This is a genomic window from Serratia sp. Ser99, assembly GCF_024519545.1.
GTDB classification, from domain to species: Bacteria; Pseudomonadota; Gammaproteobacteria; order Enterobacterales; family Enterobacteriaceae; genus Serratia; species Serratia liquefaciens.
This window is the reverse complement of the sequence record NZ_JALJRT010000005.1, coordinates 46,966-72,896: the sequence shown is the minus strand read 5'-3', so window position 1 is coordinate 72,896 and position 25,931 is coordinate 46,966. Positions and strand designations below refer to the sequence as shown.

General features: G+C 56.8%; 21 protein-coding genes. 16 read left to right on the top strand and 5 right to left on the bottom strand.

Annotated features, from left to right (window positions below; genetic code table 11):
• The first annotated feature begins 2 nt into the window (after positions 1–2).
• The 13 genes from NR114_RS12035 (at position 3) to NR114_RS11975 (ending at position 16,961) form a co-directional block, all read left to right on the top strand.
• On the top strand, positions 3–3,293 hold the full coding sequence (locus NR114_RS12035; protein WP_256814108.1) for a DUF5107 domain-containing protein: 3,291 nt from the start codon (positions 3–5) through the stop codon (positions 3,291–3,293).
• 19 nt (positions 3,294–3,312) lie between these two features.
• Entirely contained in the window at positions 3,313–4,734 is a 1,422-nt protein-coding gene (locus NR114_RS12030; protein WP_256814107.1) for a sugar porter family MFS transporter, read from the top strand.
• 163 nt (positions 4,735–4,897) lie between these two features.
• Positions 4,898–5,881 (top strand): substrate-binding domain-containing protein, encoded by a 984-nt coding sequence (locus NR114_RS12025; RefSeq protein WP_174574796.1) that lies wholly within the window; start codon positions 4,898–4,900, stop codon positions 5,879–5,881.
• A 161-nt stretch (positions 5,882–6,042) separates the two neighbouring features.
• Positions 6,043–7,566, top strand: coding sequence for a sugar ABC transporter ATP-binding protein (locus NR114_RS12020; protein WP_234529743.1), 1,524 nt, complete (start codon positions 6,043–6,045; stop codon positions 7,564–7,566).
• A 35-nt stretch (positions 7,567–7,601) separates the two neighbouring features.
• Positions 7,602–8,582: an ABC transporter permease gene (locus NR114_RS12015; protein ID WP_048759801.1), complete on the top strand. Its 981-nt coding sequence runs from the start codon at positions 7,602–7,604 to the stop codon at positions 8,580–8,582.
• Positions 8,583–8,630: 48 nt separating this feature from the next.
• Entirely contained in the window at positions 8,631–9,689 is a 1,059-nt protein-coding gene (locus NR114_RS12010) for a zinc-binding dehydrogenase (protein ID WP_234529741.1), read from the top strand.
• Positions 9,690–9,703: 14 nt separating this feature from the next.
• On the top strand, positions 9,704–10,591 hold the full coding sequence (locus NR114_RS12005) for an aldose 1-epimerase (RefSeq protein WP_234529739.1): 888 nt from the start codon (positions 9,704–9,706) through the stop codon (positions 10,589–10,591).
• 145 nt (positions 10,592–10,736) lie between these two features.
• Positions 10,737–11,048 carry a PTS sugar transporter subunit IIB gene (locus NR114_RS12000; RefSeq protein WP_020828663.1) on the top strand — a complete coding sequence of 104 codons (312 nt, stop codon included), beginning with the start codon at positions 10,737–10,739 and terminating at the stop codon, positions 11,046–11,048.
• An 85-nt stretch (positions 11,049–11,133) separates the two neighbouring features.
• Positions 11,134–12,453, top strand: coding sequence for a PTS sugar transporter subunit IIC (locus NR114_RS11995; protein WP_020828662.1), 1,320 nt, complete (start codon positions 11,134–11,136; stop codon positions 12,451–12,453).
• Positions 12,450–12,779 carry a PTS lactose/cellobiose transporter subunit IIA gene (locus tag NR114_RS11990; protein ID WP_012146921.1) on the top strand — a complete coding sequence of 110 codons (330 nt, stop codon included), beginning with the start codon at positions 12,450–12,452 and terminating at the stop codon, positions 12,777–12,779. The genes NR114_RS11995 and NR114_RS11990 overlap by 4 nt, the downstream gene beginning before the upstream one ends.
• Positions 12,776–14,179, top strand: a complete 1,404-nt coding sequence (locus tag NR114_RS11985) for a GH1 family beta-glucosidase (protein ID WP_234529738.1) — start codon at positions 12,776–12,778, stop codon at positions 14,177–14,179. Before NR114_RS11990 ends, NR114_RS11985 begins: the two co-directional genes overlap by 4 nt.
• A 384-nt stretch (positions 14,180–14,563) precedes the next feature.
• Positions 14,564–15,361, top strand: coding sequence for an alpha/beta fold hydrolase (locus NR114_RS11980; protein WP_187961934.1), 798 nt, complete (start codon positions 14,564–14,566; stop codon positions 15,359–15,361).
• 151 nt (positions 15,362–15,512) lie between these two features.
• Complete coding sequence (locus tag NR114_RS11975; RefSeq protein WP_129941663.1) at positions 15,513–16,961, top strand: amidohydrolase family protein; 1,449 nt, start codon at positions 15,513–15,515, stop codon at positions 16,959–16,961.
• 48 nt (positions 16,962–17,009) lie between these two features.
• On the opposite strand, the gene dkgA is transcribed toward NR114_RS11975, so the two are convergent.
• Both dkgA and yqhD read right to left on the bottom strand, forming a co-directional pair.
• Complete coding sequence (gene dkgA, locus NR114_RS11970; RefSeq protein ID WP_020828657.1) at positions 17,010–17,834, bottom strand: 2,5-didehydrogluconate reductase DkgA; 825 nt, start codon at positions 17,832–17,834, stop codon at positions 17,010–17,012.
• A gap of 268 nt (positions 17,835–18,102) precedes the next feature.
• A complete protein-coding gene (yqhD, locus tag NR114_RS11965; protein WP_020828656.1) occupies positions 18,103–19,266 on the bottom strand; it encodes an alcohol dehydrogenase in 1,164 nt (387 codons plus the stop codon).
• Positions 19,267–19,488: 222 nt separating this feature from the next.
• Between yqhD and NR114_RS11960 the strand changes: the two genes are divergently transcribed.
• Positions 19,489–20,376, top strand: coding sequence for an AraC family transcriptional regulator (locus NR114_RS11960; RefSeq protein WP_218167687.1), 888 nt, complete (start codon positions 19,489–19,491; stop codon positions 20,374–20,376).
• A gap of 20 nt (positions 20,377–20,396) precedes the next feature.
• Here the strand turns inward: NR114_RS11960 and NR114_RS11955 are convergent, their stop codons facing one another.
• Complete coding sequence (locus NR114_RS11955; RefSeq protein ID WP_020828654.1) at positions 20,397–21,425, bottom strand: NAD(P)-dependent alcohol dehydrogenase; 1,029 nt, start codon at positions 21,423–21,425, stop codon at positions 20,397–20,399.
• A 108-nt stretch (positions 21,426–21,533) separates the two neighbouring features.
• Between NR114_RS11955 and NR114_RS11950 the strand changes: the two genes are divergently transcribed.
• Positions 21,534–22,454, top strand: a complete 921-nt coding sequence (locus NR114_RS11950) for a LysR family transcriptional regulator (RefSeq protein ID WP_256814105.1) — start codon at positions 21,534–21,536, stop codon at positions 22,452–22,454.
• A 27-nt stretch (positions 22,455–22,481) separates the two neighbouring features.
• On the opposite strand, the gene NR114_RS11945 is transcribed toward NR114_RS11950, so the two are convergent.
• The gene (locus NR114_RS11945) at positions 22,482–23,144 is read right to left on the bottom strand and encodes a DedA family protein (RefSeq protein WP_046372619.1); all 663 of its coding nucleotides are present in this window, start codon (positions 23,142–23,144) and stop codon (positions 22,482–22,484) included.
• Between the two features lie 154 nt (positions 23,145–23,298).
• A complete protein-coding gene (metC, locus tag NR114_RS11940) occupies positions 23,299–24,495 on the bottom strand; it encodes a cystathionine beta-lyase (protein WP_256814104.1) in 1,197 nt (398 codons plus the stop codon).
• A gap of 458 nt (positions 24,496–24,953) precedes the next feature.
• On the opposite strand from metC, the gene exbB reads away from it, so the two are divergent.
• Positions 24,954–25,928, top strand: a complete 975-nt coding sequence (gene exbB, locus NR114_RS11935; RefSeq protein ID WP_122080240.1) for a tol-pal system-associated acyl-CoA thioesterase — start codon at positions 24,954–24,956, stop codon at positions 25,926–25,928.
• The last annotated feature ends 3 nt before the right edge of the window (positions 25,929–25,931 follow it).

Below are 25,931 nucleotides of genomic sequence, written 5' to 3'. Positions count from 1 at the left end.
ACATGCACGGGACAGTCAAGGTTTGGCAAGAGCAGGTTGAATTACCCACTTACGGCACGGGCGAGCAGGACTCGCACCCGATGTTCCTGGAAAATCGCGTCTACCAGGGATCGTCCGGTGCGGTTTATCCCTATGGCGTTATTGACACCCTGAGCGGTGAAAAATCCCTGCGTCGCTATCAGGCGGTATATCTGGAAAACGACTACCTGCGCGTGATGCTATTGCCGGAACTGGGCGGGCGTATTCATCGGGCTTACGACAAAGTGCAGCAGCGCGATTTTGTCTATCACAACGAGGTAGTGAAACCGGCGCTGGTGGGGTTATTGGGGCCGTGGATCTCAGGGGGGATCGAGTTCAACTGGCCGCAACACCACCGTCCGACCACCTATATGCCGGTGGACTGCCAGATTCAGCAGCACGATAACGGGGCGAAGACCGTCTGGCTGGGGGAGGTAGAGCCGATGCGCGGGCTGCAGGTGATGGCCGGTTTCACGCTGTATCCTGACCGCGCGCTGATTGAAATCAGCGCCAAGATTTTTAACCCTAACCCGACGCCGCGCCATTTCCTCTGGTGGGCCAACCCGGCGGTGAAAGGTGGAGACGATCACCAGAGCGTATTCCCGCCGGATGTGACCGCCGTTTTTGACCATGGCAAGCGCGATGTCTCTTCGTTCCCTATTGCCACTGGCACCTACTACAAGGTGGATTATTCGGCCGGTGTGGATATTTCGCGCTACAAGAATATCCCGGTACCGACGTCTTACATGGCGCATAAGTCGGACTATGACTTTGTAGGCGCCTACAGCCACGATGAGCAGGGCGGATTGTTGCACATCGCCGATCGCCATGTGTCACCCGGCAAGAAACAGTGGAGCTGGGGCCACGGCGAATTTGGCCAGGCCTGGGATCGCAATCTGACCGACAATAACGGCCCTTACATTGAGCTGATGACCGGGGTTTACACCGATAACCAACCGGATTTCACCTGGCTCGACGCCTACGAAGAAAAATGCTTTGTGCAGAATTTCCTGCCCTACAACACGTTGGGCATGGTGCAGAATGCCAACACCCGTGCCGCGCTAAAACTGGAAAGCGACGGGCGACAACTGGTGTGGGGGTTGTATGCGGTCGCGCCGCTGGCGCAGCACCGGTTGGTGATCCGCAGCGATAGCGACCAGCAGCTGCTGCTCGACCGCCGCGTTGATCTCACCCCCGGTGCGGCGCTGCTGGAGACCATGACCGGCGATTTCTCCGGTCGCCTGACGATTGAATTGCAGGACGCCCAGGGCCGCAGCGTACTCAGCTATCGCCAGCATCAGGCGAGCGAAAGCACCGAGTTGCCGCAGCCCGCCAAAGCGCCACTGGCGGCAGAACAGATCGTCAGCGCCGATGAAGCCTGGTTTATCGGCCAGCATCTGGAGCAGTACCACCATGCCAGCCGTTCGGCGTTCGATTACTACCAGCGGGGCCTGACGCTGGATCCTCTTGATTATCGCTGCAATTTGGCTCTGGCCACGCTCGAATATAACCGTGCCAATTTCCAACGTGCGATTGCCTACGCGGATGACGCGCTGACACGAGCCCATAACCTTAACCGCAACCCACAGTGCGGGTTAGCCAGCCTGATTCGTGCCTGCGCTCAGGAACAATTGGGTAACGACGACGCGGCCTACGAGGATTTCTACCGCGCCATCTGGAGCGGTAACGGTAAACCGGGCGGTTTCTATGGTCTGGCGCGGGTCGCGACGCGGCGCGGGGAGTATCAGCAGGCGCTGGCGTTTTGTGAAAGCAGCCTGAGCGTTAACGCCAGCCATTATCCGCTGATCGCCCTGAAAGCGCTGCTGTTGCAACGCCTGGGGAAAGGGGCACAGAGCCTGGACTATATCGATGACCAGCTTGTCACCCGTCCGCTGCATTACAGCCTGTATTACCTGCGCTATGCGCAAACTCACGCCGAGGCCGATTTACAACGGCTGCGGTCGGTGACCGGTTGCCGTGGGATCAATGCGCTAAACATTGCCGGCCAACTCTGTGAATGGGGAGCCAAAGAGCAGGCGATTGAGTTACTGACGCTGTTGGACAGCCAGGAAACCTTGCCGCGCTATATGTTGGCCAGCCTGCGCAAAGGCGCGGTAAGTGACCGGGAATATCGGCAGCTGTTGGCGCAGGCGCGCGACGGCTTCGGCCACCAGGTGCGCTTCCCCAATACCCTGAATGAAGTGCAGATGCTAAGCCAACTGCAGGAGTGCGTTTTTGCACAGTATCTGTTGGCTTGTTTCCATTACAGCAAGCGCAACTACTCGCAGGCGGTAGCGCTGTGGCAGCAATGCGTGGAGCGGGAGCCGACGTTTGCCGACGCCTGGCGCAATCTGGGGATCTACGCCTTCAATAAACTCCAGCAGCATGACGTGGCGCTGGCGCATCTGCAGCAGGCCTTTGCTCTGCAACCTGATGACGCTCGGCTGCTGTTTGAACTGGATCAACTGAACAAACGCCTCGGTACTGCACCTGCTCAGCGGCTGGCGATGTTGGAGCAACATTTGCCGGTAGTGGCCCGGCGTGACGACCTTACCGCCGAATTGCTGAGCCTTTACAACCAGTGCGATCGGTTGAGTGACGCGCAACGGATCCTGCAGCAGCGTGAGTTTCACCCGTGGGAAGGTGGTGAAGGCAAAGTCACCGGCCAGTATCTGATCAATCTGCAACGGTTGGCATTCCAGGCGCTGCAACAGGGAGCGCCGCAGCAGGCGCAACATTTGCTGCAGTCGGCGTTGCACTATCCGCAAAATCTGGGGGAAGGGCGTCTGGCCGGGCAAAGCGACAACGATATCTACTATTGGCTGGGTATCTGTGCTGCCCGGCAAGGCCAGCTCGAGGCAGCGGCCACCTGCTGGCAACAGGCCTGCGCGGGACACGGCGAACTGGCTGAAAGCCGCTACTACAACGATCAACCGGTGGATTATTTGTTCTATCGCGGCATGGCGCTCAAGCAACTGGGGCAGTCGGCACAGGCCGAACAGCAGTTCACCCAAATGCAGCAGTGGGCAAGCCAGCAGTCTGAGATGTTGCCTGGCGCCGATTTCTTTGCCGTTTCGCTGCCGGATTTGATGGCGTTGGACAATGACCTGCAACAGGCGCATCAACAGCACTGCCTGCTGGTGACGGCTTTGGCGCAACTGGGGTTAGGGCAGTTAGCCGCAGCGCAGCAAACGTTAAGCGAGCTGCTGGCGATAAATCCTGCGCATGACAAAGCGCGTTTATTCACCGTGCTGGCCGAGACTTTAGCCAACTGATGCCCAAAAGGGGACCAATGTGACGAATAAACTGAACATGCCCTATGTCTGGACTATCTGCCTGGTCGCCGCTTGTGGTGGCCTGTTATTCGGCTACGACTGGGTGGTCATAGGCGGGGCCAAGCCTTTCTACGAGGCCTATTTTGGCATCACCGATCCCGCCCAGTCAGGCTGGGCGATGAGTTCGGCGCTGGTGGGCTGTATTTTCGGCGCGGTGATCTCGGGCCTGCTGTCGGATCGTTTTGGCCGCAAGCTACCGTTGGCGATTGCCGCCTTGACCTTCGTGATCTCGGCCTGGGGCACCGCCGTGGCCACCAGTTTTGACGCCTTTATCATTTACCGCATTGTCGGCGGGGTCGGCATTGGCCTGGCTTCGGCGCTGTCGCCGGTGTATATCGCCGAAATCAGCCCGGCGGCACAGCGGGGTCGCTTCGTTGCGGTGAACCAATTGACCATTGTGATCGGGGTATTGGCAGCGCAGTTGATCAACCTGCTGATCGCCGATCCGGTGGCGGCCAATGCCGGTCAGGCGGAGTTGTTGGCCAGCTGGAACGGACAGGTTGGCTGGCGTTATATGTTTGGCGCCGAACTGGTACCGGCGCTGGCCTTCCTGCTGCTGATGCTGGCTGTGCCGGAGTCGCCGCGCTGGCTGGCGAAGGTCGGCCGCCACGAGCAGGCGCAGAAGGTCTTGCGACGCATCGGCAATGAAAGCTATGCGCAGCAAACGCTAAAGGAGATCCGTCAAACGCTGGACAAGGACAGCGGCAAGGTGCCGCTCAGTGCGCTGCTGCGCAGCGATGTACGGCCGGTGTTGGTGATAGGCATTGTGCTGGCGATATTTCAGCAGTGGTGCGGTATCAACGTGATCTTTAACTATGCGCAGGAGATCTTCGCGTCGGCAGGGTTCGATATTAACGATACGTTGAAGTCGATCGTCGCCACCGGGCTGATCAACCTGATCTTCACCTTGCTGGCTTTACCGCTGGTGGATCGCATTGGCCGACGCCGGCTGATGCTGATAGGCGCCTGTGGATTAACGGTGATCTACCTGCTGATGGCGGCGGCTTACACCTATGGTTTGCTGGGGCTGCCGGTGTTGTTACTGGTGTTGGTGGCCATCGCTATCTATGTCGTCACGCTTGCCCCCGTTACCTGGGTACTGCTGTCTGAAATCTTCCCCAATCGCATTCGCGGAGCAGCCATGGCCGCTGGCACCTTTGCGCTGTGGGTGGCCTGTTTTGTCCTGACCTATAGCTTCCCGCTGCTGAATGCCGCATTGGGCGCAGCGGGCAGTTTCCTGTTGTATGGCGTCATTTGCCTGGCCGGTGCGGGGTTCATTTACGCCAGAGTGCCGGAAACCAAAGGCATTACTCTGGAAGCACTGGAAGAACAGCTCAGTGCAGCAGGCACGGATCGCGCCAGGGAGAAAAAGTTTACTTAACCCTGTTTAGTTTAATGCGTGATCCTGTGGCGGTAAGTAATCAGTTTGATCATTTAGTGTAATGAGTCTGTGCTCCGCCTGAGGGCGAACAGCGGTAAAGCCTTCAGGCGGGATAATAAAAATAGGCAGCAAGAGGTTAATGAACATTAACTGGAGAATAACGATGTTGCTAAAAAAAATAAAACACGTGCTGTTAGCCATTACCGGGGGCCTGATTATTTTCAGTGCAGGCGCACAGGCTAAAAATGACAAAACCGCCATCGGCGCTATTTATCTCGATACCCAGGGATATTACGCCGGGGTCCGCTGGGGTGTGCAAGACGGCGCCGCCAAGGACAAAGGGAAAATTGAAATCATAGAAACCAATGCGCAGGGGGATGTTTCTAAAGAAAGTTCGTTTATCGATACCATGATTGCGCGCGACGTGAATGCCATCGTGCTTTCCGCCGTTTCGGTGAATGGCAGCGTGCGGGCTATCAAGCGTGCCAACGAAGCGAGCATTCCGGTGATTTGTTACAACACCTGCATTAATGAGAAAGGCGTAGATAAATATGTTTATGCCTATTTGGTCGGCGATCCCTACGAGTTTGGCAAAAAACTGGGTAATACCGCCGCCGATTACTTCATTGAAAAGAAAATAACCGAGCCTGCAATCGCCGTTATTAATTGCGAAGCCTTCGAAGTTTGCGTGCAACGGCGTAAAGGATTTGAAGAGGCGTTAAAAGCGAAAGTACCGGGCATGAAAATCGTCGCTAATCAGGAAGGCACCGTGCTGGACAAGGCGATATCGGTCGGCGAGAAACTGCTGATTTCCTCCGGGAAAGTCGATGCCATTTTCGGCGAATCCGGCGGCGCTACGCTCGGGGCGGTTAAAGCCGTGCGCAACCAGAACAAGGTCGGCCAAACGGTGGTATTCGGCTCGGACATGACCACCGAAATCGCGCAGGAACTGGTGAACCGTCAGGTACTGCAGGCGGTGGTGGATATCTCGGGCAAGAAAATGGGGGCGTTGGTCTTTACTCAGGCGATGAACGCCATCAACCAGCGGCCGGTCGGCCAAAAGGTGGTGCAGGTGCCGATCGATCTCTACGCCTCGTCGCAGAGCGCTACTGATTGGCTAGTGACTCACAAAGACGGCTTACCTTAGAGCTTATTCCATTAGGCTATTTTATTTGTCAGTTTGGCCCTGGGCAGTGCTCAGAATCCTCACGTACTCTGTGTACGCTCCGGTTCTTCCGCGCTGTCCTTGTCCAAACTGCCTGCAACAATGACGCCTACTGGGATAGGCTCTTAATGTCGGTGGCTTGCATGAGTGACAGAGCCTTAAACGAATTGGCGCAGCAACCGGTCGTGGCCCGCATTCAATCGGGGCATAAACGTTACCCGGGAGTGGTGGCGCTGCAAGATGTGAATTTCACGCTGCGGCGTGGCGAGGTGCGCGCTCTGCTGGGGAAAAACGGCGCGGGCAAGTCCACCTTGATCCGCATGTTGACCGGCAGTGAGCGGCCGGACGCCGGGCAGGTGTTTATCGGCGATCGACTGCTGGAGGGGCCAGATGCGCTGTTGACGCGCCGGGCCGGTGAGCTTGGCGTGCGGGCTGTCTATCAGGAGCTAAGCCTGGTACAGGACATGAGCGTGGCGGAAAACCTGTGTTTGGGGGCCTGGCCGCAGCGCGCCGGCGTGATTGACGCACCAGGCATGCTGGCGCAGGCCCGGCACGCGTTGGCGCTGCTCGGGGTGGACATCGATCCTCAACAATGGGTTCGCGATCTCAGCCCGGCGCAGCAGCAACTGGTGGAAATCGCCCGGGCCTGTCAGGGGGATCCCAAAGTGGTGATCCTCGACGAGCCAACCAGTTCGTTGGCCAACGCCGAGGCCGATCTGGTCGCGGCGGCAGTGATGCGCCTTTCCGCCGCCGGGATTGCAGTGGTGTATGTCAGCCACCGAATGAACGAGATCCGCCGGCTGGCATCGTCCTGCACCATTATGCGCGACGGCCGCGTGGCGGGTGACGTGGCGCTGGACAACACCTCCACCCAGCAAATTGTCGACCTGATGCTGGGCCATCAGGATCACCATACGCAAACCGTCACGGCCCCGAAGGGCGGGGACAAGGTTTTTGAAGTTAAACAATTATCGCTGCCGCCCAAATTGCATCAGGTCAGTTTTGAGCTGCGGCGTGGCGAAGTACTGGGCATTGCCGGGTTGTTGGGCGCAGGCCGCAGTGAATTGCTCAAGGCCATCGTTGGTCTGACGCCGTTCGTCGAAGGCGAGCTGATCCTCGACGGTGAAGCGCTGATCTGCCCAAATTACGCTCAGATGCTTCAGCGCGGTATGGCTTACACGCCGGAAAACCGAAAGGCGGAGGGCATCATGCCGTTGCTGGGCGTGGATGAAAATACCGTGATGACAGACAGCCGCTCCGTCAGCCGCTTTGGCGTGTTGAATTGGCCGAAGATCAAACAGGCAACCTCGGCGATCGTCAGCCGGATGCGGGTGAAAACCGCAGAAACCGGCACGCCGATCATGACGCTTTCCGGCGGTAACCAGCAGAAGGTGGTGATCGGCCGTTGGGTTTACGCCAGAAGCCGGATCCTGTTGCTGGATGAGCCGACGCGCGGCGTGGATGTCGAAGCGAAAAACCAAATTTACCGTATTGCGCGTGAGCTGGCGGCAGAGGGGAAAAGTATCATTTTCGTATCGAGCGAAGTGGAGGAATTACCCCAGGTCTGCGACCGGATCTTGTTGTTGCAGCAAGGCACGATAGTGAAGGAGTTTATCTCGCCCGTGGATGTTGAACAGCTGATGTCTGAAGTGCTGATGATCCAATAATTCTGCCCACATTCGAAGGCACCGGAGGTAATACAATGTCCACATTGGTACCGGAAGTAAAAATAACCCGAACCCGAAAATTATCGAAGCACGCCAATGAACTGGGCCTGCTGGCAATTATTGTCGTGCTTTACCTGGTATTTTCTATTTATGCCACCGGGTTTATTTCGCTGAATAACCAAATGAATATTTTACGCGATGCCGCCACCATCGGCATTGCCGCCTGGGCCATGACGCTGATTATTATTTCCGGGGAAATCGACGTTAGCGTAGGCCCGATGGTGGCGTTTATCTCGGTGATCCTGGCTTATTTGATGCAGTACGCGATCCCGCTGCCGTTCGCGTTGATCCTGGCCTTGTGCCTGGGGGCGGCGTTGGGCTCGGTCGCCGGGGTGTTGCGAGGCTGGTTTAACGTGCCCAGCTTTGTCGCCACATTGGGGCTTTGGAGCGCCCTGCGCGGGATGGGATTGTTTATGACCAACGCCTTGCCGGTGCCGATCGACGAAAATGACGTGCTGGACTGGCTGGGTGGGCAGGTACTGGGGCTGCCGGTTTCGGCGGTGATTATGCTGATCCTGTTCGTGGTTTTTCAGTTTATCAGCAAGAAAACCGCCTTTGGCCGCTCGGTGTACGCCATTGGCGGCAACGCCAGCGCCGCCCAGCTGTGCGGCATTAACGTCAAACGCATTCGTATCCTGCTGTTTACCCTGGCCGGCCTGTTGGCGGCCGTCACCGGTATTCTGCTGGCGGCGCGCCTGGGCTCCGGTAATGCCGGTGCGGCCAGTGGTCTGGAGTTTGACGTGATTGCCGCCGTGGTGGTCGGGGGGACAGCCTTGTCCGGCGGGCGCGGTTCGATGCTCGGCACTCTGCTCGGCGTGCTGGTGATCACCCTGATTGGCAACGGCCTGGTCTTGCTGGGAATTAACTCCTTTTTCCAACAGGTGGTCAGAGGGGTGATTATCGTACTGGCGGTGCTGGCCAATATTATCGTGATGCAGAAGAACAATAAGCAATAGCCTCATATGCCACTAAAAATAACGCATTAAATCTGGAAGGAAAATATTATGGGAAAAATGTTGGCGGCTTATTTACCCGGAAATTCCACGGCAGAGCTGCGCGAGGTGGATATTCCGCAACCGGGTATTGGCCAGGTATTAATTAAAATGAAGTCGTCCGGTATTTGCGGCAGCGATATTCATTATATTTATCATCAGCACCGTGGCACGGCTGCCGCACCGGATCAGCCCTTGTACCGGGGATTTATTAACGGTCACGAACCTTGTGGGCAGATTGTCGCGTTAGGGGCCGGTTGCCGGCACTTTCGCGAGAGTGACCGCGTGCTGGTGTACCACATTTCCGGCTGCGGCTTTTGCAGCAACTGTCGCCGGGGCTATCCGATTTCCTGTACCGGCGTTGGCAAGGCTGCCTATGGCTGGCAACGGGATGGCGGCCACGCCGACTACCTGTTGGCGGAGGAAAAGGATCTGATCCATCTGCCGGATTCGCTCAGCTACGAAGACGGCGCTTTTATTTCCTGCGGCGTCGGCACGGCCTATGAAGGCATTGTGCGCGGCGAGGTGTCCGGCAGCGATCACGTGCTGGTCGTAGGGTTGGGCCCGGTCGGCATGATGGCGATGATGCTGGCGAAGGGGCGGGGGGCGAAAACGGTGATTGGCGTAGATGTCATACCGGAACGTCTGGCGACCGCGAAGCGGTTGGGACTGATGGATCACGGTTTTCTGACCGGCGAGGGGGTGACAGAGCGCATTCGCGAATTGACCGCGGGCGGCGCCAACGTCACCCTCGACTGTTCCGGTAACGCTAAAGGACGGCTGCTGGCGCTGCAGGCCTCCTCGGACTGGGGAAGGGTTATCTACATCGGTGAAACCGGCAAGGTGGAATTTGAAGTCAGTGCAGACCTGATGCATCACCAACGACGAATTATCGGCTCCTGGGTCACCAGCCTGCACCATATGGAAAAATGTTGTACCGACCTGCACGACTGGAAAATGCATCCGCATCACGCGATTACCCACCGCTTTGCCCTTGAACAGGCTGCCGATGCTTATGTGCTGATGGCTTCCGGGCAGTGTGGCAAGGTGGTGATTAACTTCGCCGATTAACGCCAGGGGGCACTATGGCACTGTTTAGTTTGGATAACGGCTGCGTCTCGCTGGTGGTTTCCTCGTTGGGCGGCAGCGTGCTGAAATTCATCGCTTACACACCGGAGGGAGAGCTCCCTCTGCTGCGGCCTGCGGTAGTGAGTGACGCGACGTCGGCGCTGCAATCGGGATGTTTTCCTCTGGTCCCCTTCGGCAACCGGGTCAATCAAAACCGCTTCAGCTTCGAGCAGCAAGACTACCTGCTCAGCGCCAATACCGACTGGGATCGGCATTATCTGCATGGTGACGGCTGGCTGCAGGAATGGCAATGTGTTGAGCAAGGCGACGAAGTCCTTCACTTGCGCTATCAGCATGAGAATGGCCCTTATCGTTATCAGGTAGAACAATACTTTACCCTGCATCAGCACCAACTCAGCATCGAACTGGCGGTAGAGCACACCGGAGAAAGGCCGATGCCCTATGGGCTGGGCTGGCATCCGTACTTTCCGTTAACCGCGCATACCCGGGTACAGGCATCCGCTGCGGCCTATTGGCGTGAAGCCGAAGACTGGCTGGCGGGCGAGCAGGCGGCGCTGAGCGAAGAAATGGATTTCAACCAGCCGGGGCCATTGCCGCGTCATTGGGTGAACAACGGCTTTAGCGGCTGGAACGGCGAGGCGGAGATCCAGTGGCCGGAGCAGGGAGCTCGGTTACGAATGAACACTCAGCCGGCCTGTCCGGTTTATTTCCTGTTCGTCTCGGATCCGGCGTTCGATCCGGGTTATCAATTCGACTTTTTCTGTCTGGAACCCATGTCCCACGCGGCCAACGGGCATAACATGGCTGACCTGGGCGGGCTGCGCCGCCTGGCTAAAGGGCAGCGGTTTAGCCAGACGATGTTGCTCAGTTATTCCGCGCTTTAAGCCCGAAAATTAAAATTCGGATCTCCTTCACAGAACCCATTCAAACTCTGCAACCGGTTACTGAAACCGGTTGCGGTTTTCTCGTTTTTGAAACCATACTCATTCTTCAACTGAATCATTTGTACCTATGCCTCCAGGAGAACGGATGAAAAAAATATTCTTATGCTGCGCCGCAGGAATGTCGACCAGCATGGTGGTGAATAAAATGAAAAAGTCTGCCGAACAGCAGGGGATTGAGGTTGATATTATCGCCGTCGGCCTGGAGGAATTTGAATCCACGTTGGCGAATTACCAATGTTGCCTGCTTGGGCCACAGGTGAAATATAAGTTCGCCGATTTTAAAAAGATTGCCGACAGGGAAAATAAACCTATCGCGGTGATAAACAGCATGGATTACGGCATGATGCGCGGCGATAAAATTCTCGCCGAAGCCTTACAGATGATCGCACAACACTGATCCCACCGGGCCGCCGGCATCAGGCCGTTTCCGCCGGTTTTCCCATCCTGTGACCATTGACTCAGCACCTCCCGAGGGTTGGACCATGAGTATCAGCCAGGCCGCATTCAATTTTATCGAAAACCGCATCAGCCCGATTGCCGGGAGATTATCGACTCAGCGACATATTATGGCGATCCGCGACGGTTTTATTTCCGCGATGCCCTTTATGATCGTCGGTTCATTCTTGCTGGTGTTTGCCTATCCGCCCTTTTCCGCCGACAGCAGTTGGGGCATTGCCCAATGGTGGCTGGGGGCGGCGGAAAAACATCAGGTCGCTATTCTCACCCCGTTTAATATGACGATGGGCATTATGTCCATCTATATCACCGCCGCCATTGCCTACAACCTGGCGCAGAGTTATAAGCTCGATCCCTTTATGGCGGCGATGCTGGCATTGATGTCTTTCTTGCTGGTGGCCGCGCCGCAAAGCGAAAAAATGCTGCCGACCGCCGCACTGGGCGGCGTGGGGATCTTCACCGCCATTTTGGTGGCGATATACACCACCGAACTGATCCGCTTCCTCAAGGCGCACAATATCGGCATCTCACTGCCGGAGCAGGTGCCGGCCAAGATCAAGCAGTCGTTCGATCTGCTGATCCCGATCCTGGCGGTGGTGATCACCCTGTATCCGCTGAGCCTGCTGGTGCAGCATCAGTTCAACCTGCTGTTGCCGCAGGCGATCATGGCGCTGTTCCAACCCTTGATCTCCGCTGCGGATTCGCTGCCGGCGATCTTGCTGGCGGTGCTGATCGGCCATTTGCTGTGGTTTGCGGGTATCCACGGAGCGGTGATCGTTTCCGGTATGCTGCAGGCCTTCTGGCTCACCAACCTGGGGATTAACCAAGACGCGCTGGCCGCCAACCAACCGATGCCGCACATCTTTATGGAGGCCTTCTGGACCTTCTTTATCGTCATCGGCGGATCCGGCGCCACCTTTGGGCTGGTGCTGCTTTATCTGCGCAGCCGTTCGGCGCACCTGCGTTCGATCGGCAAGCTGAGCCTGGTGCCGAGTTGTTTCAACATCAACGAACCGGTGATCTTCGGCACGCCGATCGTGATGAACCCTACCTTCTTTATTCCGTTTATTACCGCGCCGATCGTCAATTCGATCATCGCCTACGCGGCGGTGAAGCTGGATCTGATCGGGCGGGTGATCTCGGTGGTGCCCTGGACCGCTCCGGCGCCGATTGGTGCCGCCTGGGCTACCGGTTGGGATTTCCGCGCCGCGCTGTTGGTGCTGCTGCTGGCGGCGGTTTCGGCGTTGATCTACTACCCGTTCTTCAAAGTCTATGAGCAACAGCTGCTGGATCAGGAAGTGAGCGAAGCGGAGCAGATTGAACAGACACAAGGAGTCACCGAATGATTGACATGGAAACGGCGGTAATGGAGCTGATCATCAACGCCGGAGAGGCGCGCAGCTGTGCCATGCAGGCGCTGTATGCGGCGCGTAAGTACCAGTGGGACCAGGTGGATATTCTGCTGGCGGAATCGCAACTGGCGGCGAAGCGTGCCCACGCCACCCAAACCGAGCTGATCGGTTTTGACGAAGGGGAGGGCAAGCTGCCGGTCAACCTGATTATGGTGCACGCGCAGGACCACATCATGAATGCCATGCTGGCGCGCGATCTGGTGGAAGAACTGGTGAGAATTTACCGATTACTGGAGCAAAACGGGGTGAAAAACCAATGAGCGTATTTCCGAAAGACTTTCTCTGGGGGGCCGCGACCGCGTCTTATCAGGTCGAGGGCGGCTATGATGCCGACGGCAAAGGCCTGTCCAACTGGGACCTGTTCTCTCACCTGCCAGGGACCACCTATCAGGGCACTAACGGCGACGTGGCGGTCGATCACTATCATCGCTTCCGTGAAGATGTGGCGCTGATGGCCGAGCTGGGTATGCAGACCTACCGATTCTCGATCTCCTGGCCACGGCTGCTGCCACAAGGCCGGGGAAAAGTGAACGAGGCCGGGATCCAATTCTACAGCGATCTGATCGACGAACTGCTCAAGCACAATATCAAACCGATGATCACCCTGTACCACTGGGATCTGCCGCAGGCGTTGCAGGACGCGTTTGGTGGTTGGGAATCACGAGAGATCGTCGATGCTTTTGATGAATATGCGCGTCTGTGTTACTCGCGGTTTGGCGACCGGGTCGAACTCTGGTCCACGTTCAATGAAACCATTGTGTTTATCGGCATGGGCTATTTCACCGGGGCGCACCCACCCAAACTGACCGATCCGAAAAAGGGCATTCAGGCGTGTCACCATGTGTTCCTGGCCAACGCCCGAGCGGTAAAAAGCTTCCGTGAAATGAAGATCAACGGCCAGATCGGCTTCGTCAACGTGCTGCAACCGAACGATCCGATCAGCGATTCACCGCAGGATCGCCGCGCCTGCGAAATAGCCGAAGGGATCTTCACCCACTGGCTGTACGATCCGGTGCTGAAGGGCGAATACCCGTCAGAGCTGCTGGCGATGGCGCAGCAGGCCTTTGGCGTGCCGCATTTCGCACCGGGCGATGAGGTATTGCTGAAAGAGAATATCGTCGATTTTATCGGCCTGAATTACTACAAGCGTGAAATGGTCGCGCACAACGATGACGTGGACGGTTATACCATCAACACCAGCGGGCAGAAGGGCAGCGGGCGCGAGCTGGGCTTCAAGGGGTTGTTTAAACAGGTTCGCAATCCGAACGGCGTCTACACCGACTGGGATTGGGAGGTCTATCCGCAGGGGTTGACCGATGCCATTGGCCGTATCGTCAAACGCTACGGCAATATCCCAATCTACATTACCGAGAACGGGCTGGGAGCCAAGGATCCGATCGTCGAAGGTGAGGTGCGCGATCAACCACGTATTGATTATCTACGCGATCATATCCAGGCGATCGGCGCGGCGATCGAGCAGGGCGCGGATGTTCGTGGTTATTACCCGTGGTCGTTTATCGATCTGCTCTCCTGGCTCAACGGCTATCAAAAACAGTACGGCTTTGTGTATGTCGATCACGATAACAATCTGGCACGTAAGAAGAAGCAGAGCTTTGGCTGGTACCAGCGGGTGATCGCCACCAACGGCGAACGGTTGTAACTCGCTAAAGGGGTAAGTCTCAGTATGTCCCAGGCTGATAGGCAACACTTTAGCCTGGGCGGGTACTTACCCTCTTTTTCTGATCTGTCTGTCAATCATACCCTTCTCAAAATCCCCTCTTGCTATTCCATTTCGGCATACCCGTGTTGTGACTATTCATTACTCACCGCCTATAAAAACGCCATATAGTCAAATTATTGCCTTACCGTACCATCACAAACAGGAGGGGGGAGATGAGCGATTTCCCGCTTGAACCGCCACACAATTTTCCTCGCCGGCTGGCAGAGCATAAGCATCTACTACAGTTCTTGTGGGAAACGGCCAAATCTGGCCGGATAGCCATTCCCCCCTGCATCCCACTTTCTGCATGATGAGGGAACAAGCATGAGCATGAAAACGATAACGCTGGGCAGCAATTCATTCGACTACCAGGACAGCGGCAGCGGGGACACCACCCTGCTGTTGCTTTCCGGTTGGTGCCAGGATCACCGGCTTTTTAAACACCTAATACCGCTGCTGGCGCAACACTATCGCGTACTGAATATTGATTGGCGCGGGCACAATGCCGCACGCAGTTATGACGGCGATTTTGGTATGGATGATCTCACGGCCGATCTGGTTCTGTTTCTTGACCGGCTGGATGTTGAGCGCTTGATTCCGCTCTCTACATCCCATGGCGGCTGGGCCAACATCGCTTTAAGCCAGCAACTGGGCCCGTTGCGGGTACCGAAAACCATCGTGGTGGACTGGTTGATGACCGGAGCTTTTACCGATCTGCTGCAGAATTTACAGCAGAGCCAGCGGCCGGAAAGCTGGCAACAGGCGCGAGATGCCCTGTTTGCGGAATGGGTAGCCCATACGGATAACCAGGATGTGATCAACCATGTCCAACAGGAAATGGCCGGATTCGATCAGGAGATGTGGATCCGTTCTTGTCGGGAAATCGAGTTGGCCTATGGGCAATTTGGCTCTCCCCTGCAACGCCTGGAACAGCTCACCCCTGAGCGTCCGGTAATGCACCTCTATTCACAACCGCATAGCGCAGAGTATGACCAGTTACAGCGCGAGTTCGCCCAACGCCACCGCTGGTTCAATCCGGTAAAAATTGCGGGGGCGAGTCATTTCCCCACCCTGGAATCGCCGGACAAAGTGGTGATGGAAATCCGGTCATTTATTGGCTAGGCAACATCCCGTCGTAGCAACAGCGCTCCTAATGATGAGCAGATTCATAAGAATGTGCGTAGCCGTATTTATGTCGTTCGGCCTGTCTGCCGTGATTAAACCACCGACATTGTGCACGCCTGTTTTCCAGTGGGTAATCAGGAGGTAAAACATGAGCATGCAGGTCGATCGTAAGGTCATCACTGGCGGTCATATTATCACCATGGATGCAGAGTATGGGGAACTGCCCCAGGGGGCGCTGCTGATTGAAAATGGCCGGATCGCAGCGCTGGCGGAAAACGCAAAGGCGTTTAGTCATCTGGATGCCGAAGTGATCGATGCGCGTGGTGCGATCGTGTTGCCGGGTATGATCGACAGTCATCGCCACACATGGATGTCGTTGTTTCGGGGGATCTCCGGCGATATGTCGTTGCCGGAATTTCTGGCAAATACGTTTTATGGGCTGGGGGCCTTGGTGACCGCCGAGGATTTGTCCGCTGCCACCCTGGTGGGGGCGCTCGAGGCCATAGACAGCGGGGTCACAACCATCCTCGACTGCTGTGACTGTGTGAATAGCCCGGATCATGCCGTCGCGGCGATCGAATCACTGCAACAATCCGGTATCCGTGGCGTGTATTCCTATGGATTTCAGGTTTATGATTTTCAGCCCGCCGGTTTTTCCAGCCATCAAGAACGCGTCAATTTTGCCGCTGAATTGCGCGAGCGTTATTTTAGCGACGATCAGGGTTTGTTGCGCATGGGGACCTTGCTCAGCGATTTCGGCACCGTGCCCTTTACGCAGACAGCGGCGGAGATCCGCATGGCGCAGCAGCAGGATATCCTGATTGCTTCTCATACCGGCGCACTGCCGAATAGCCGGTTATTGAAAGGGTTACAGGAGCTGGACGATCATCAATTGCTGCAGCCCGGTCACCTGCATATTCACTGTTCCGGTCTGACCGATCCCGAATGGCGGCTGTTGGCTAAAACAGGCGCTAAAGTCAGCATTGCCCCCGAAACTGAAATGCAAATGGGCATGGGCTTTCCTCCCATCAGAGCCTGCCTGGATCACGGGATAGCCCCGGCGATCAGCACTGACATTGTCTGCGTGGGGTCTGGGGATCTGTTTTCGCAGATGCGGCTGGGGCTGCAAACCCAGCGCTGCCTGGATAACCATCAGCACCATATCCGTGGTGAAGTGGTTTCTGAACTTTCTCTCTCGGTGGGGGATGCGTTGCGTTGGGCGACCCACGGCAGCGCGGCTGCGTTGGGAATGGAGACAAGTATTGGTTCGCTGACGCCGGGAAAACAGGCCGATGTGATTATGCTTAAACATCAGCGGGCGATGGTGCCTTCTTCTTTCCCAAGGGCGAGCAGTGTGTTGCAGTCCCATGCCGCCGATGTAGATACGGTGATCATCAACGGCCAGATCCGCAAGCGGCATGGCGAACTGGTGGGACAGGATATGGCCGCCATCCGGCAACGTGCCGCTCAGACGCTGGCGCGTATTCAGCAGGCGGCACTCGGGCGTGCAGAGATCACCGGAGCAGAAGCGGTTGCCTGGCTTAGGGAGGCGGAGCGGAGAGCGTCGGTAAATCTGGCGGAGGCCTATCGCCGATAAGCGTATTTTGGATGATGCTGCGCCCGACCGAAGCCGGGCGCAGGGAGATTACAGTGAGTCCGGATCCGGCCCCAGGCGGTTGCCGATATCCAGTTTGGCAATTTCGCCCAGTTCGTCTTTATCCAGTTTGAAGTCGAAGACTTCGAAGTTTTCACGAATGCGCGCTGGCGTGACCGATTTCGGGATCACGATCAGCCCGCTGTCCAGGTGCCAGCGCACCACGATTTGCGCCGGGGTTTTCTCGTATTTTTCCGCCAGGTTTTTGATCACCGGTTGGTCGAATACCCCTTCGCCACCCTGTGCCAGTGGGCTCCAGGATTCGGTCGCAATATGGTGGGTTGCGTTCCAGGCGCGTAGCTGACGCTGTTGCAGCAACGGGTGCAGCTCGATTTGGTTAATCACCGGTGCGACATTGGTTTCGTCCAGCAGGCGCTGCAGGTGCGGGGTGTGGAAATTGCATACCCCGATGCTTTTGACCAACCCCTGCTCGCGCAGTTTGATCAGCCCGCGCCAGGCGTCGACATATTGGTCCTGCTGCGGCCTTGGCCAGTGGATCAGATACAGATCGACGTAATCCAACTTGAGTTTTTCCAGGCTGGTTTCCAGCGCGCCTTGCGGGTCGCCCTGATCGTCGTTCCACAGTTTGGTGGTGATAAACAGCTCATCGCGTGGTATTGAGGTGGATTGCAGTGCTGCGCCAACCCCTTCCTCATTCTTGTAGATTGCAGCGGTATCGATCGAGCGATAGCCCACCTCCAGTGCTTTAAGCACCGCCTGGGTGGTTTCTGAAATACTCGCCTGCCAAACGCCGAGACCCAACTGCGGCATCAGATTACCATCGTGGAGTTTGATGATGGGTTGTTGCGTTGTCATGCGTATCTCCTTGTCAACGGATTGCCCAGTGCTGCATGCACCGGAAACGGCTATTAATAAATTCTAGTTGGCAAATTGGGGGAGTGCTGAGTTTGCTAACCAAATTCCAGCGCTGTCGGGATAGGGCGGCTACAGGTCATGTTTTCTCCCATGGGTTAATCAGATGAAGATCGGCAGCGCGAATAGCGCATTGAACTGCGCCCGATGAAGCGTCGGGCGCAGGAGAGAAGTTGAAACTAAAGCCTAGCAGGAAATAGGCGGTTTGCGATTAACGCGCCGCGTTATAAATGCGTTGGCTGACTTCGAGGGTGATGTCTTGATGCTCGCCAAGTGCTGTCATGCCGTGCTGATGCAGTTTATCAAGCAACGCCGGGATAGAGCTGCCGTCGAGCTGGTAATCCGCCATGCGGGTCGGTACGCCCATTTGTTCGAAGAAGGCACGAGTGGCGGCAATGGCACCGTCAATGCGGCTGTCTTCACTGCCATCGCGCAGGCCCCAAACGCGGTCGGCGTACTGCAGCAGTTTTTCGCGTTTCTGCGCTTTTTTCTCGATCAGCAGCGCAGGCAGAACAATCGCCAGCGTCTGGGCATGATCCAAACCGTGCATGGCGGTCAATTCGTGGCCCAGCATGTGGGTTGCCCAATCCTGCGGCACACCGGCGCCGATCAGACCGTTCAAGGCCATGGTTGCGCTCCACATCACGTTGGCGCGCACCGCATAGTTTTCCGGCTCGGACAGCGCGCGCGGACCATCTTCCAACAGCGTCAGCAGCAGGCCTTCGGCAAAGCGATCTTGCACCTTGGCGTCGACCGGATAGGTCAGGTACTGCTCGATGGTGTGGACAAAGGCATCGACTACGCCATTGGCGATTTGGCGCGGCGGCAGAGAGTAGGTCACTACCGGATCCAGCACCGCGAACAGCGGTTGCACGTGTGGCGAGAAGAAATGCTGTTTGTCGCCGCTGCTTTTGCGGGTGATCACTGCGCCGCTGTTGGACTCAGAGCCGGTGGCCGGCAGTGTCAGTACGCAGCCCATTGGCACCGCGCCTTTGATTTCACTGCCCACGGTTTTCAGGATGTGCCATGGATCGGCATCCGCCTGATAATGGGCCGCTGCGGCAATAAACTTGGTGCCATCAACCACGGAGCCGCCGCCGACCGCCAGCAGGAAATCGATATTCTCTGCGCGCACCACTTCGACCGCTTTCATCAGCGTTTCGTAGGTTGGGTTAGGCTCAATGCCGGAAAACTCCTGCACGTTGCGGCCCGCCAGTGCGGCATAAACCTGATCCAGCACGCCATTTTTCTTCACGCTGCCGCCACCGTAGGTGATCAGAATGCGTGCGTCGGCAGGGATCTGCTGTGCCAGGCCGGCGATTTGGTCTTGGCCGAACAGGATTTTGGTTGGGGTATGAAGAATAAAGTTTTGCATGGGTAATTTCTCTTCTGCATGTGGCAAGCGCCGCTGGCGAAAAATATCTGAGGTGTATTGTCAGTAACTTGGCTCAGCAGCACAATGCACATTCCTGCCCGAGTCTTGCCTATTCCTACAAAGCGTTGTAGAAAAATAGAGTTTTAAACTATTATTTATGCCGAATTATTCTTAATGTAAGAGGGTGTTTCCGTGAGCGAAATCGATGAACTGCGCGGCCGCATGGCGCGCCAGGCGGCCTGCTTTGCCGAGAGCAACGGTTACACGCCCTCGCCGGTGCCGCTGGTGAAAATTCTTTATGTCGATCGTCATTGCCCGCGCCAGCCGGTGATGTATGAGCCGGGTGTGGTGATCATTTTTCAGGGGCACAAGGTCGGCTACTGCGGTAATCGGGTTTTCCAGTATGACCCGCGCAATTATCTGTTGATGACGGTGCCGTTGCCGTTTGAGTGCGAAACCTTCGCCAGCCCGGAATTGCCGCTGGTGGGGTTGTCGGTGAACATCGACAGTCAAATGCTGCAGGACCTGTTGATCGACATCGGCGATGACGACTACCTGGTGAAGCCGCGCAGAGAAAGCAGCGGGGTGAACTTGGCCGAGCTGTCGGAAGAACTGTTGTGCGCTACCGAACGCCTGCTGGATGTGATGGCCAAACCGCTGGATGCACGCGTACTGGGGCCGCAGATTGTACGTGAAATTCTCTACCACGTACTGCGCGGAGCCTGTGGCGCCTCATTGCAGGAATTGGTTAACCGCCATACCCACTTCAGCCAAATCGCCAAGGCGCTGCGGCGTATTGAGAACCAATATGCGGACAACCTCAACGTTGAGCAGTTGGCGGGGGAGGTGAATATGAGCATCTCGGCGTTTCACCATAACTTCAAGGCGGTGACCAACACCTCGCCGCTGCAATATGTGAAATCCTATCGCTTGCACAAGGCGCGTTTGCTGATGGTACACGACGGTTTGAAAGCCAGTACCGCGGCGATCCGTGTCGGCTACGAAAGCGCTTCGCAGTTCAGCCGCGAGTTCAAACGTTTCTTTGGCGTGACGCCGAGTGACGAAGTTGCCCGACTGCGCGAAAACCCTCCTTTAATGATGGAAGGTTAATCTCGCCGCCGGGCAGTGATTCAGCGCGTCAGCACAATTTTACCGAATGCTCCGCGATCGAGGTGATCGAGCGCCTGCGGCAATTGATCAAAGCGGTAGCGCTGGTCGATCACCGGCTGTAGGGCATTAACGTCCACCGCACGCACCAGATCTTCCAGTGCGCGGCGGTGGCCGACACCAATACCCTGAATGACCGGCGATTTCATCAGCAGCGGCCCTGCGGGAGCCGAAACTTCAAAGCCCTCCAGCGCCCCGATCACCGAGATACGCCCGTGCACCGCAACGGCGCGTACCGAATTACCGAGATTAGGGCCACCCACGGTGTCAATCACGTGGTCGATGCCGCGATCCTGGGTCAACTGATACACCTTTTCTACCCAGTCCGCAGTCAGACGGTTAATGCCATGATCGGCACCCAAGGCTTTGGCTCGCGCCAGTTTTTCGTCGCTGCCGGAGGTAACATAGACCTCGGCACCCAGCATTTTGGCGATTTGCAGTCCGAACAGCGCCACGCCACCAGTGCCCTGTACCAGCACCGATTCTCCGGCGTGCAGCTGGCCCTGTTCCACCAGCGCGAACCAGGCGGTCAGTCCGGCACAGGGCAGGGTACTGGCCTGCGCGTCGTCCAGCGAGGTGGGCGCAGCCGCCAACCAGTCTTCGTGCAGCACCACGTATTCCGCCAGCATGCCCTGATAAAAGCCGCCCAGAGTGCGGTAGGGTGGGATGCGCGCATTACCATAGGGTTTTTGCCGGCCATCGATCCAGCCGGGGCTAAAGGTGGAAATCACCCGTTCGCCGGGCTGAAAACGGGTGACGTCGGGCCCAATGGCGTCGACTTCGCCGGCCATGTCGGAGGCTGGCGTGAAGGGCTGCGGCAGTTCTAGCCCCATGCCGGTTTCAATGACCAGTTTGTCGCGGTAATTGAGCGATACCGCATTCACTTTCACTCTGATCTGGTGCGGTCCCGGTTGCGGTATGACGCTTTCGTTCAGTTGCAGGTGTTGGCGCCCCAGGGCGTCCATTGTCCAGCGTTGCATTGTTTCGGCCATGATTGACTCCAAAGTCAGCGATAAACAGACCTGCTGATAATATCGTTGATAGAAGTTCGCCAGTGGCGATAAGATTTCCTTTGATTGTTTCTTTCAGGGCTACAAATCATGAGCGATCGATTGAACGGCATTTCGGTATTTGTCACCGCGGTGGAGGCAGGCAGTTTTGCGCTGGCGGCCAGCCGGCTACACCTTTCGCGTTCGGCGGTGGGGAAAACCATCGCCCGCCTGGAGCAACGGTTGGCCGTTCGCTTGTTTCATCGCACGACCCGCAGCCTGAGCCTGACCGACGACGGTGCGCTGTTTTACGAACGTTGTCTGCGGGCACTGGAAGAGATACGTACCGCAGAAATGCTGCTGGAGTCGGGGAAGCAGCAGGTCAACGGCAGGCTGAGGGTGTCGATGCCGGTGCTGTTTGGCCGCATGTGCATTGCGCCGCTGTTGACCAGTATGGCGCGTGAGCATCCTGGGCTGGAGCTGGAGCTGTCATTCAACGACCGCGTGGTGGATTTGATTGAGGACGGTTTTGACCTGGCGATCCGCAACGGTACGCTGGTCAGTAGCAGTGGGTTGGTGGCACGGCGCGTTGGCGACCACCGTATGACATTGTGCGCGGCTCCGGAATATCTGTTGCGCAGCGGCGAACCCAAAACCCTCGAGCAGCTGGCACAACATGATGCGGTGACCTACATGCGCGCCGGCGTGGTTCTTAACTGGACGCTTCTGGATGCCTGCGGAAAAGAGCAGGAGGTGATACCGAAGAAAGGGTTACAGATGGATGACCTGCAGGCGATTGCGGATGCCACGGTAGCGGGGTTTGGCATAGCCTGGTTACCTTGCTGGCTGGTGCGCGAATCGTTGTTGAAAGGGGAATTGGTCAGGCTGATGCGCAATCGGTCCGGCATGTCATTCGACGTTCACGCGGTTTGGCCGCAAACGCCGCATTTGCCTTTGAAGGTTCGATTGGCGGTGGATACGCTGGTGAGCAAGCTGCCTCCCAGACTGGCGTTGGTTGAAAAAGCGCTTTAAGGGCGACGATGGCCGCCCGTCTGGGTATCAGGAAGAGGCGGCGCGTTTTTTACGCCAGATAACCAGCATGCCGCCCACCAGGCCAACCAGCAGCAGCACCAACGGCAGGATCATCAGCCCGGTCATCACCTGGCTCTCATAGCGTTTAACCAAAGGGATCTGGCTGAAAGCGTAGCCGAGGCCGACCACTGCACCTACCCAAATCACCGCGCTTAGCCAGTTAAAGAACTGAAAACGGGTGCTGTTCAGGCCAGAAATCCCGGCCATGGTGGGCAGCAGGGTGCGAACAAAACCCAGAAAACGGCCGATGACCAGCGCCGTCAGGCCATGGCGGTTAAACAGGTTGTGTGCACGTTGGTGATACTGAGCGGGCAGTTGCAGCAGCCAGCCTTTGACCAGATTGGTATGGCCCAACCAACGGCCCTGCAGGTAGCTCAGCCAGCAGCCCAGGCTGGCGGCGACGGTCAAAATGATCAGCGTCGGCACAAAGGCCATCACGCCTTTGGCGATCAGCGCGCCGGATAACAGCAGCAGGCTGTCGCCGGGTAAGAAGGAAGCTGGCAGTAGTCCGTTTTCTAAAAATAGAGTGGTGAAAAGCACCGCATAAACCACCCAAATTACGCTGGGATCGGCAAGGGCAATGAAGTCCTGCTGCCAAAGCGCATGAACAATCTCTCGTAATACATCCATTATTTATCCTGTTGCATACCGGTTGCGCCTGGCTTCAGGGTATCCAGGGCACAGTGTTGGCCGTATCTGACAGTTACCCGCCTAGTGTAACGCTAATAGCTTAAGCACACATTAAACAAGGCGAATAAAGTTGCCGATGCAAGCAGGCGTTCTGTTAGCGCGTATTGGCAATTCGGTCGAACCCGGCGGCGAGATCGGCGATCAGATCCTGCACATTTTCCAGGCCGATATGCAGGCGTACCAGAGTGCCGGAGAAGTCTATGCCACCCGCTGGGCGAATGGCTTCCAGTTCTTCCGGTTGGTTAGCAAGGATCAAGGATTCAAAGCCGCCCCAGGAATAGGCCATGCTGAAGTGGCTGAAGTTATCCAGAAACTCGGCTAACTGCACGTCGCTCAGGCGCTGTTTCAGCACGAAAGAAAACAGGCCGTTGCAGCCGTTAAAATCGCGCAGGTAAAACTCGTGACCTTTGCAACCGGGCAGCGCCGGGTGATTGACCACCGCCACTTCTGGTCGCTGGGCCAGCCAATGGGCGACTTCGATGCTGCTCTGCTGGTGCTGCTTCAGGCGTACGCCCAGGGTGCGCAAACCGCGGCTGGCCATATAAGCGGTATCGGCGTCTACCATCTGGCCCATCAAATAAGAGTATTCACGCAGTTGGTCCCAACAGCGCTCGTTAGCCACGGCGGTGCCGAGCATGTAATCGGAATGGCCGATAATATATTTGGTACCAGCCTGAATTGAAATGTCGATATCAAAATCCAGCGCCTTGAACAAGATGCCGGCCGCCCAGGTGTTATCGATCATGATCACCACTTCAGGTGCCACGGCGCGAACAGCCTGCACCATCGCCGGGATATCCTGGATCTCCATAGTGATCGAGCCGGGTGATTCAAGGAACACCACACGGGTATTGGGTTGAATCAGTCCGGCGATATCGGCGCCGATCAGCGGGTCGAAATAGGTGGTTTCCACATTCATGCGGCTCAGAATATGGGTACAAAAGTCCTGCGTCGGCTCATAGACGGAGCCGGTCATCAGCAGATGGTCGCCCGCGCCGACAAAGGACAGAATGGCGTTGGAGACCGCCGCCGCGCCGCAAGGATAGAGCACGCAGCCTGCGCCGCCCTCCAGCTCGACCATCGCATCCTGCAACGCGAAGTGGGTCAGGGTGCCGCGTCGGCCGTAAAACAGCTCGCCATGAGCACGTTTGACGGTGGCCTCTTTTTTGGCCGCCACGGAGTCAAATACCAATGAAGAAGCGCGTTGGGTGACGGGGTTGACGGAGCCCTGGGTATAGCGCTTGCTGCGCCCGGCGCCAATCAGGGTAGTTTCGATGTTTTTAGACGTCATAGGAGCGGGCTCACCTTTGCTTGATCTTCACGGGCCATTTGCAATAGCCCTTACGTTAGCATGACACCTTATAGCCATCCAGACGTTTTAACATCCAAATGTAGAAACGGCTATAATCTTCTGCTCAATCGTGCTCTCGCATGCCATCCTTCTGCCTGACGGCGATAACCAAGCGAGTTTATCGGTGAGACCGGGATGTAACAGTAAAATGCGACAAATCCCCTGTCTTTGTTGCAGTCCTGTGCGGTAAAAGTGACGAAATAGCCCTATAAAGGGTACATATAGGTTCGAACAGGCGGCGAATGGGTTCGCCAGGGAGCCATAAGTGCGCCGCAGGAGTAATTTTCCCGATTATTTGGTAAATAATAATGAGAACTACTATCAATCCCTGATTGGTTTGATATGATCGCACGCTGAATTATTCCTCAATTTTGATCGGTAACGGGTGGAGGCACAGCGTGAAAACGGCTGGCAAGAATTTAAATCAAGGATCGTTCGGTCAGGGCCGGGCGCAATGGGGCCAGGCGTTCGGCCGTGGTCTGTTAGCTTCAATGGTATTGGTGGCAGGTCTGGCCGGCAGTGCTCATGCGGCACCGGCGACTAATCCGGCCGTTACCGAAAGCGTGGCTCCGGCAGCCAGCGCGCCTGCTGCGGCAGCGCCTGAAACCCTCACTCCGGTCAACCCGCAACCGACCATCCAGCCGCCGGAAACCCGCGGTATGGACCTGTCCGTCTGGGGTATGTACCAGCATGCGGACATCGTGGTGAAAATCGTGATGATCGGCCTGGTGCTGGCGTCTATCGTCACCTGGACCATCCTGTTCTCCAAGGGCAGCGAACTGTTCCGCGCCAAGCGCCGTCTGCGCCGCGAACAGCTGGCGTTGGCCAACGTACGCTCGCTGGACGAAGCGTCCGAACTGGCGCAGAGCTTCTCGGAAGAAAGCATCAGCTCCGTGTTGCTGAATGATGCGCAAAACGAACTGGAGCTGTCGGCGGCATCCAACGACAACAACGGCATCAAGGAACGTACTGGTTTCCGTCTGGAGCGTCGCGTTGCGGGCTACAGCCGTAACATGGGACGTGGCAATGGCTTCCTGGCGACCATCGGTGCCATTTCGCCGTTTGTCGGTCTGTTCGGTACCGTTTGGGGCATCATGAACAGCTTTATCGGCATCGCACACTCACAAACCACCAACCTGGCCGTGGTTGCGCCCGGCATCGCAGAAGCGCTGCTGGCTACTGCGCTGGGCCTGGTCGCCGCTATTCCTGCGGTGGTGATTTATAACATCTTTGCCCGTGTGATCAGTGGTCACCGCGCTCAGGTTGGCGACGTAGCGGCACAGGTTCTGCTGTTGCTGGGCCGTGATTTGGATCTGGCCGCCACGGCGGAAGCCAAACGCTCACAGCATTCACACCAACTGCGGGTGGGGTGAGTT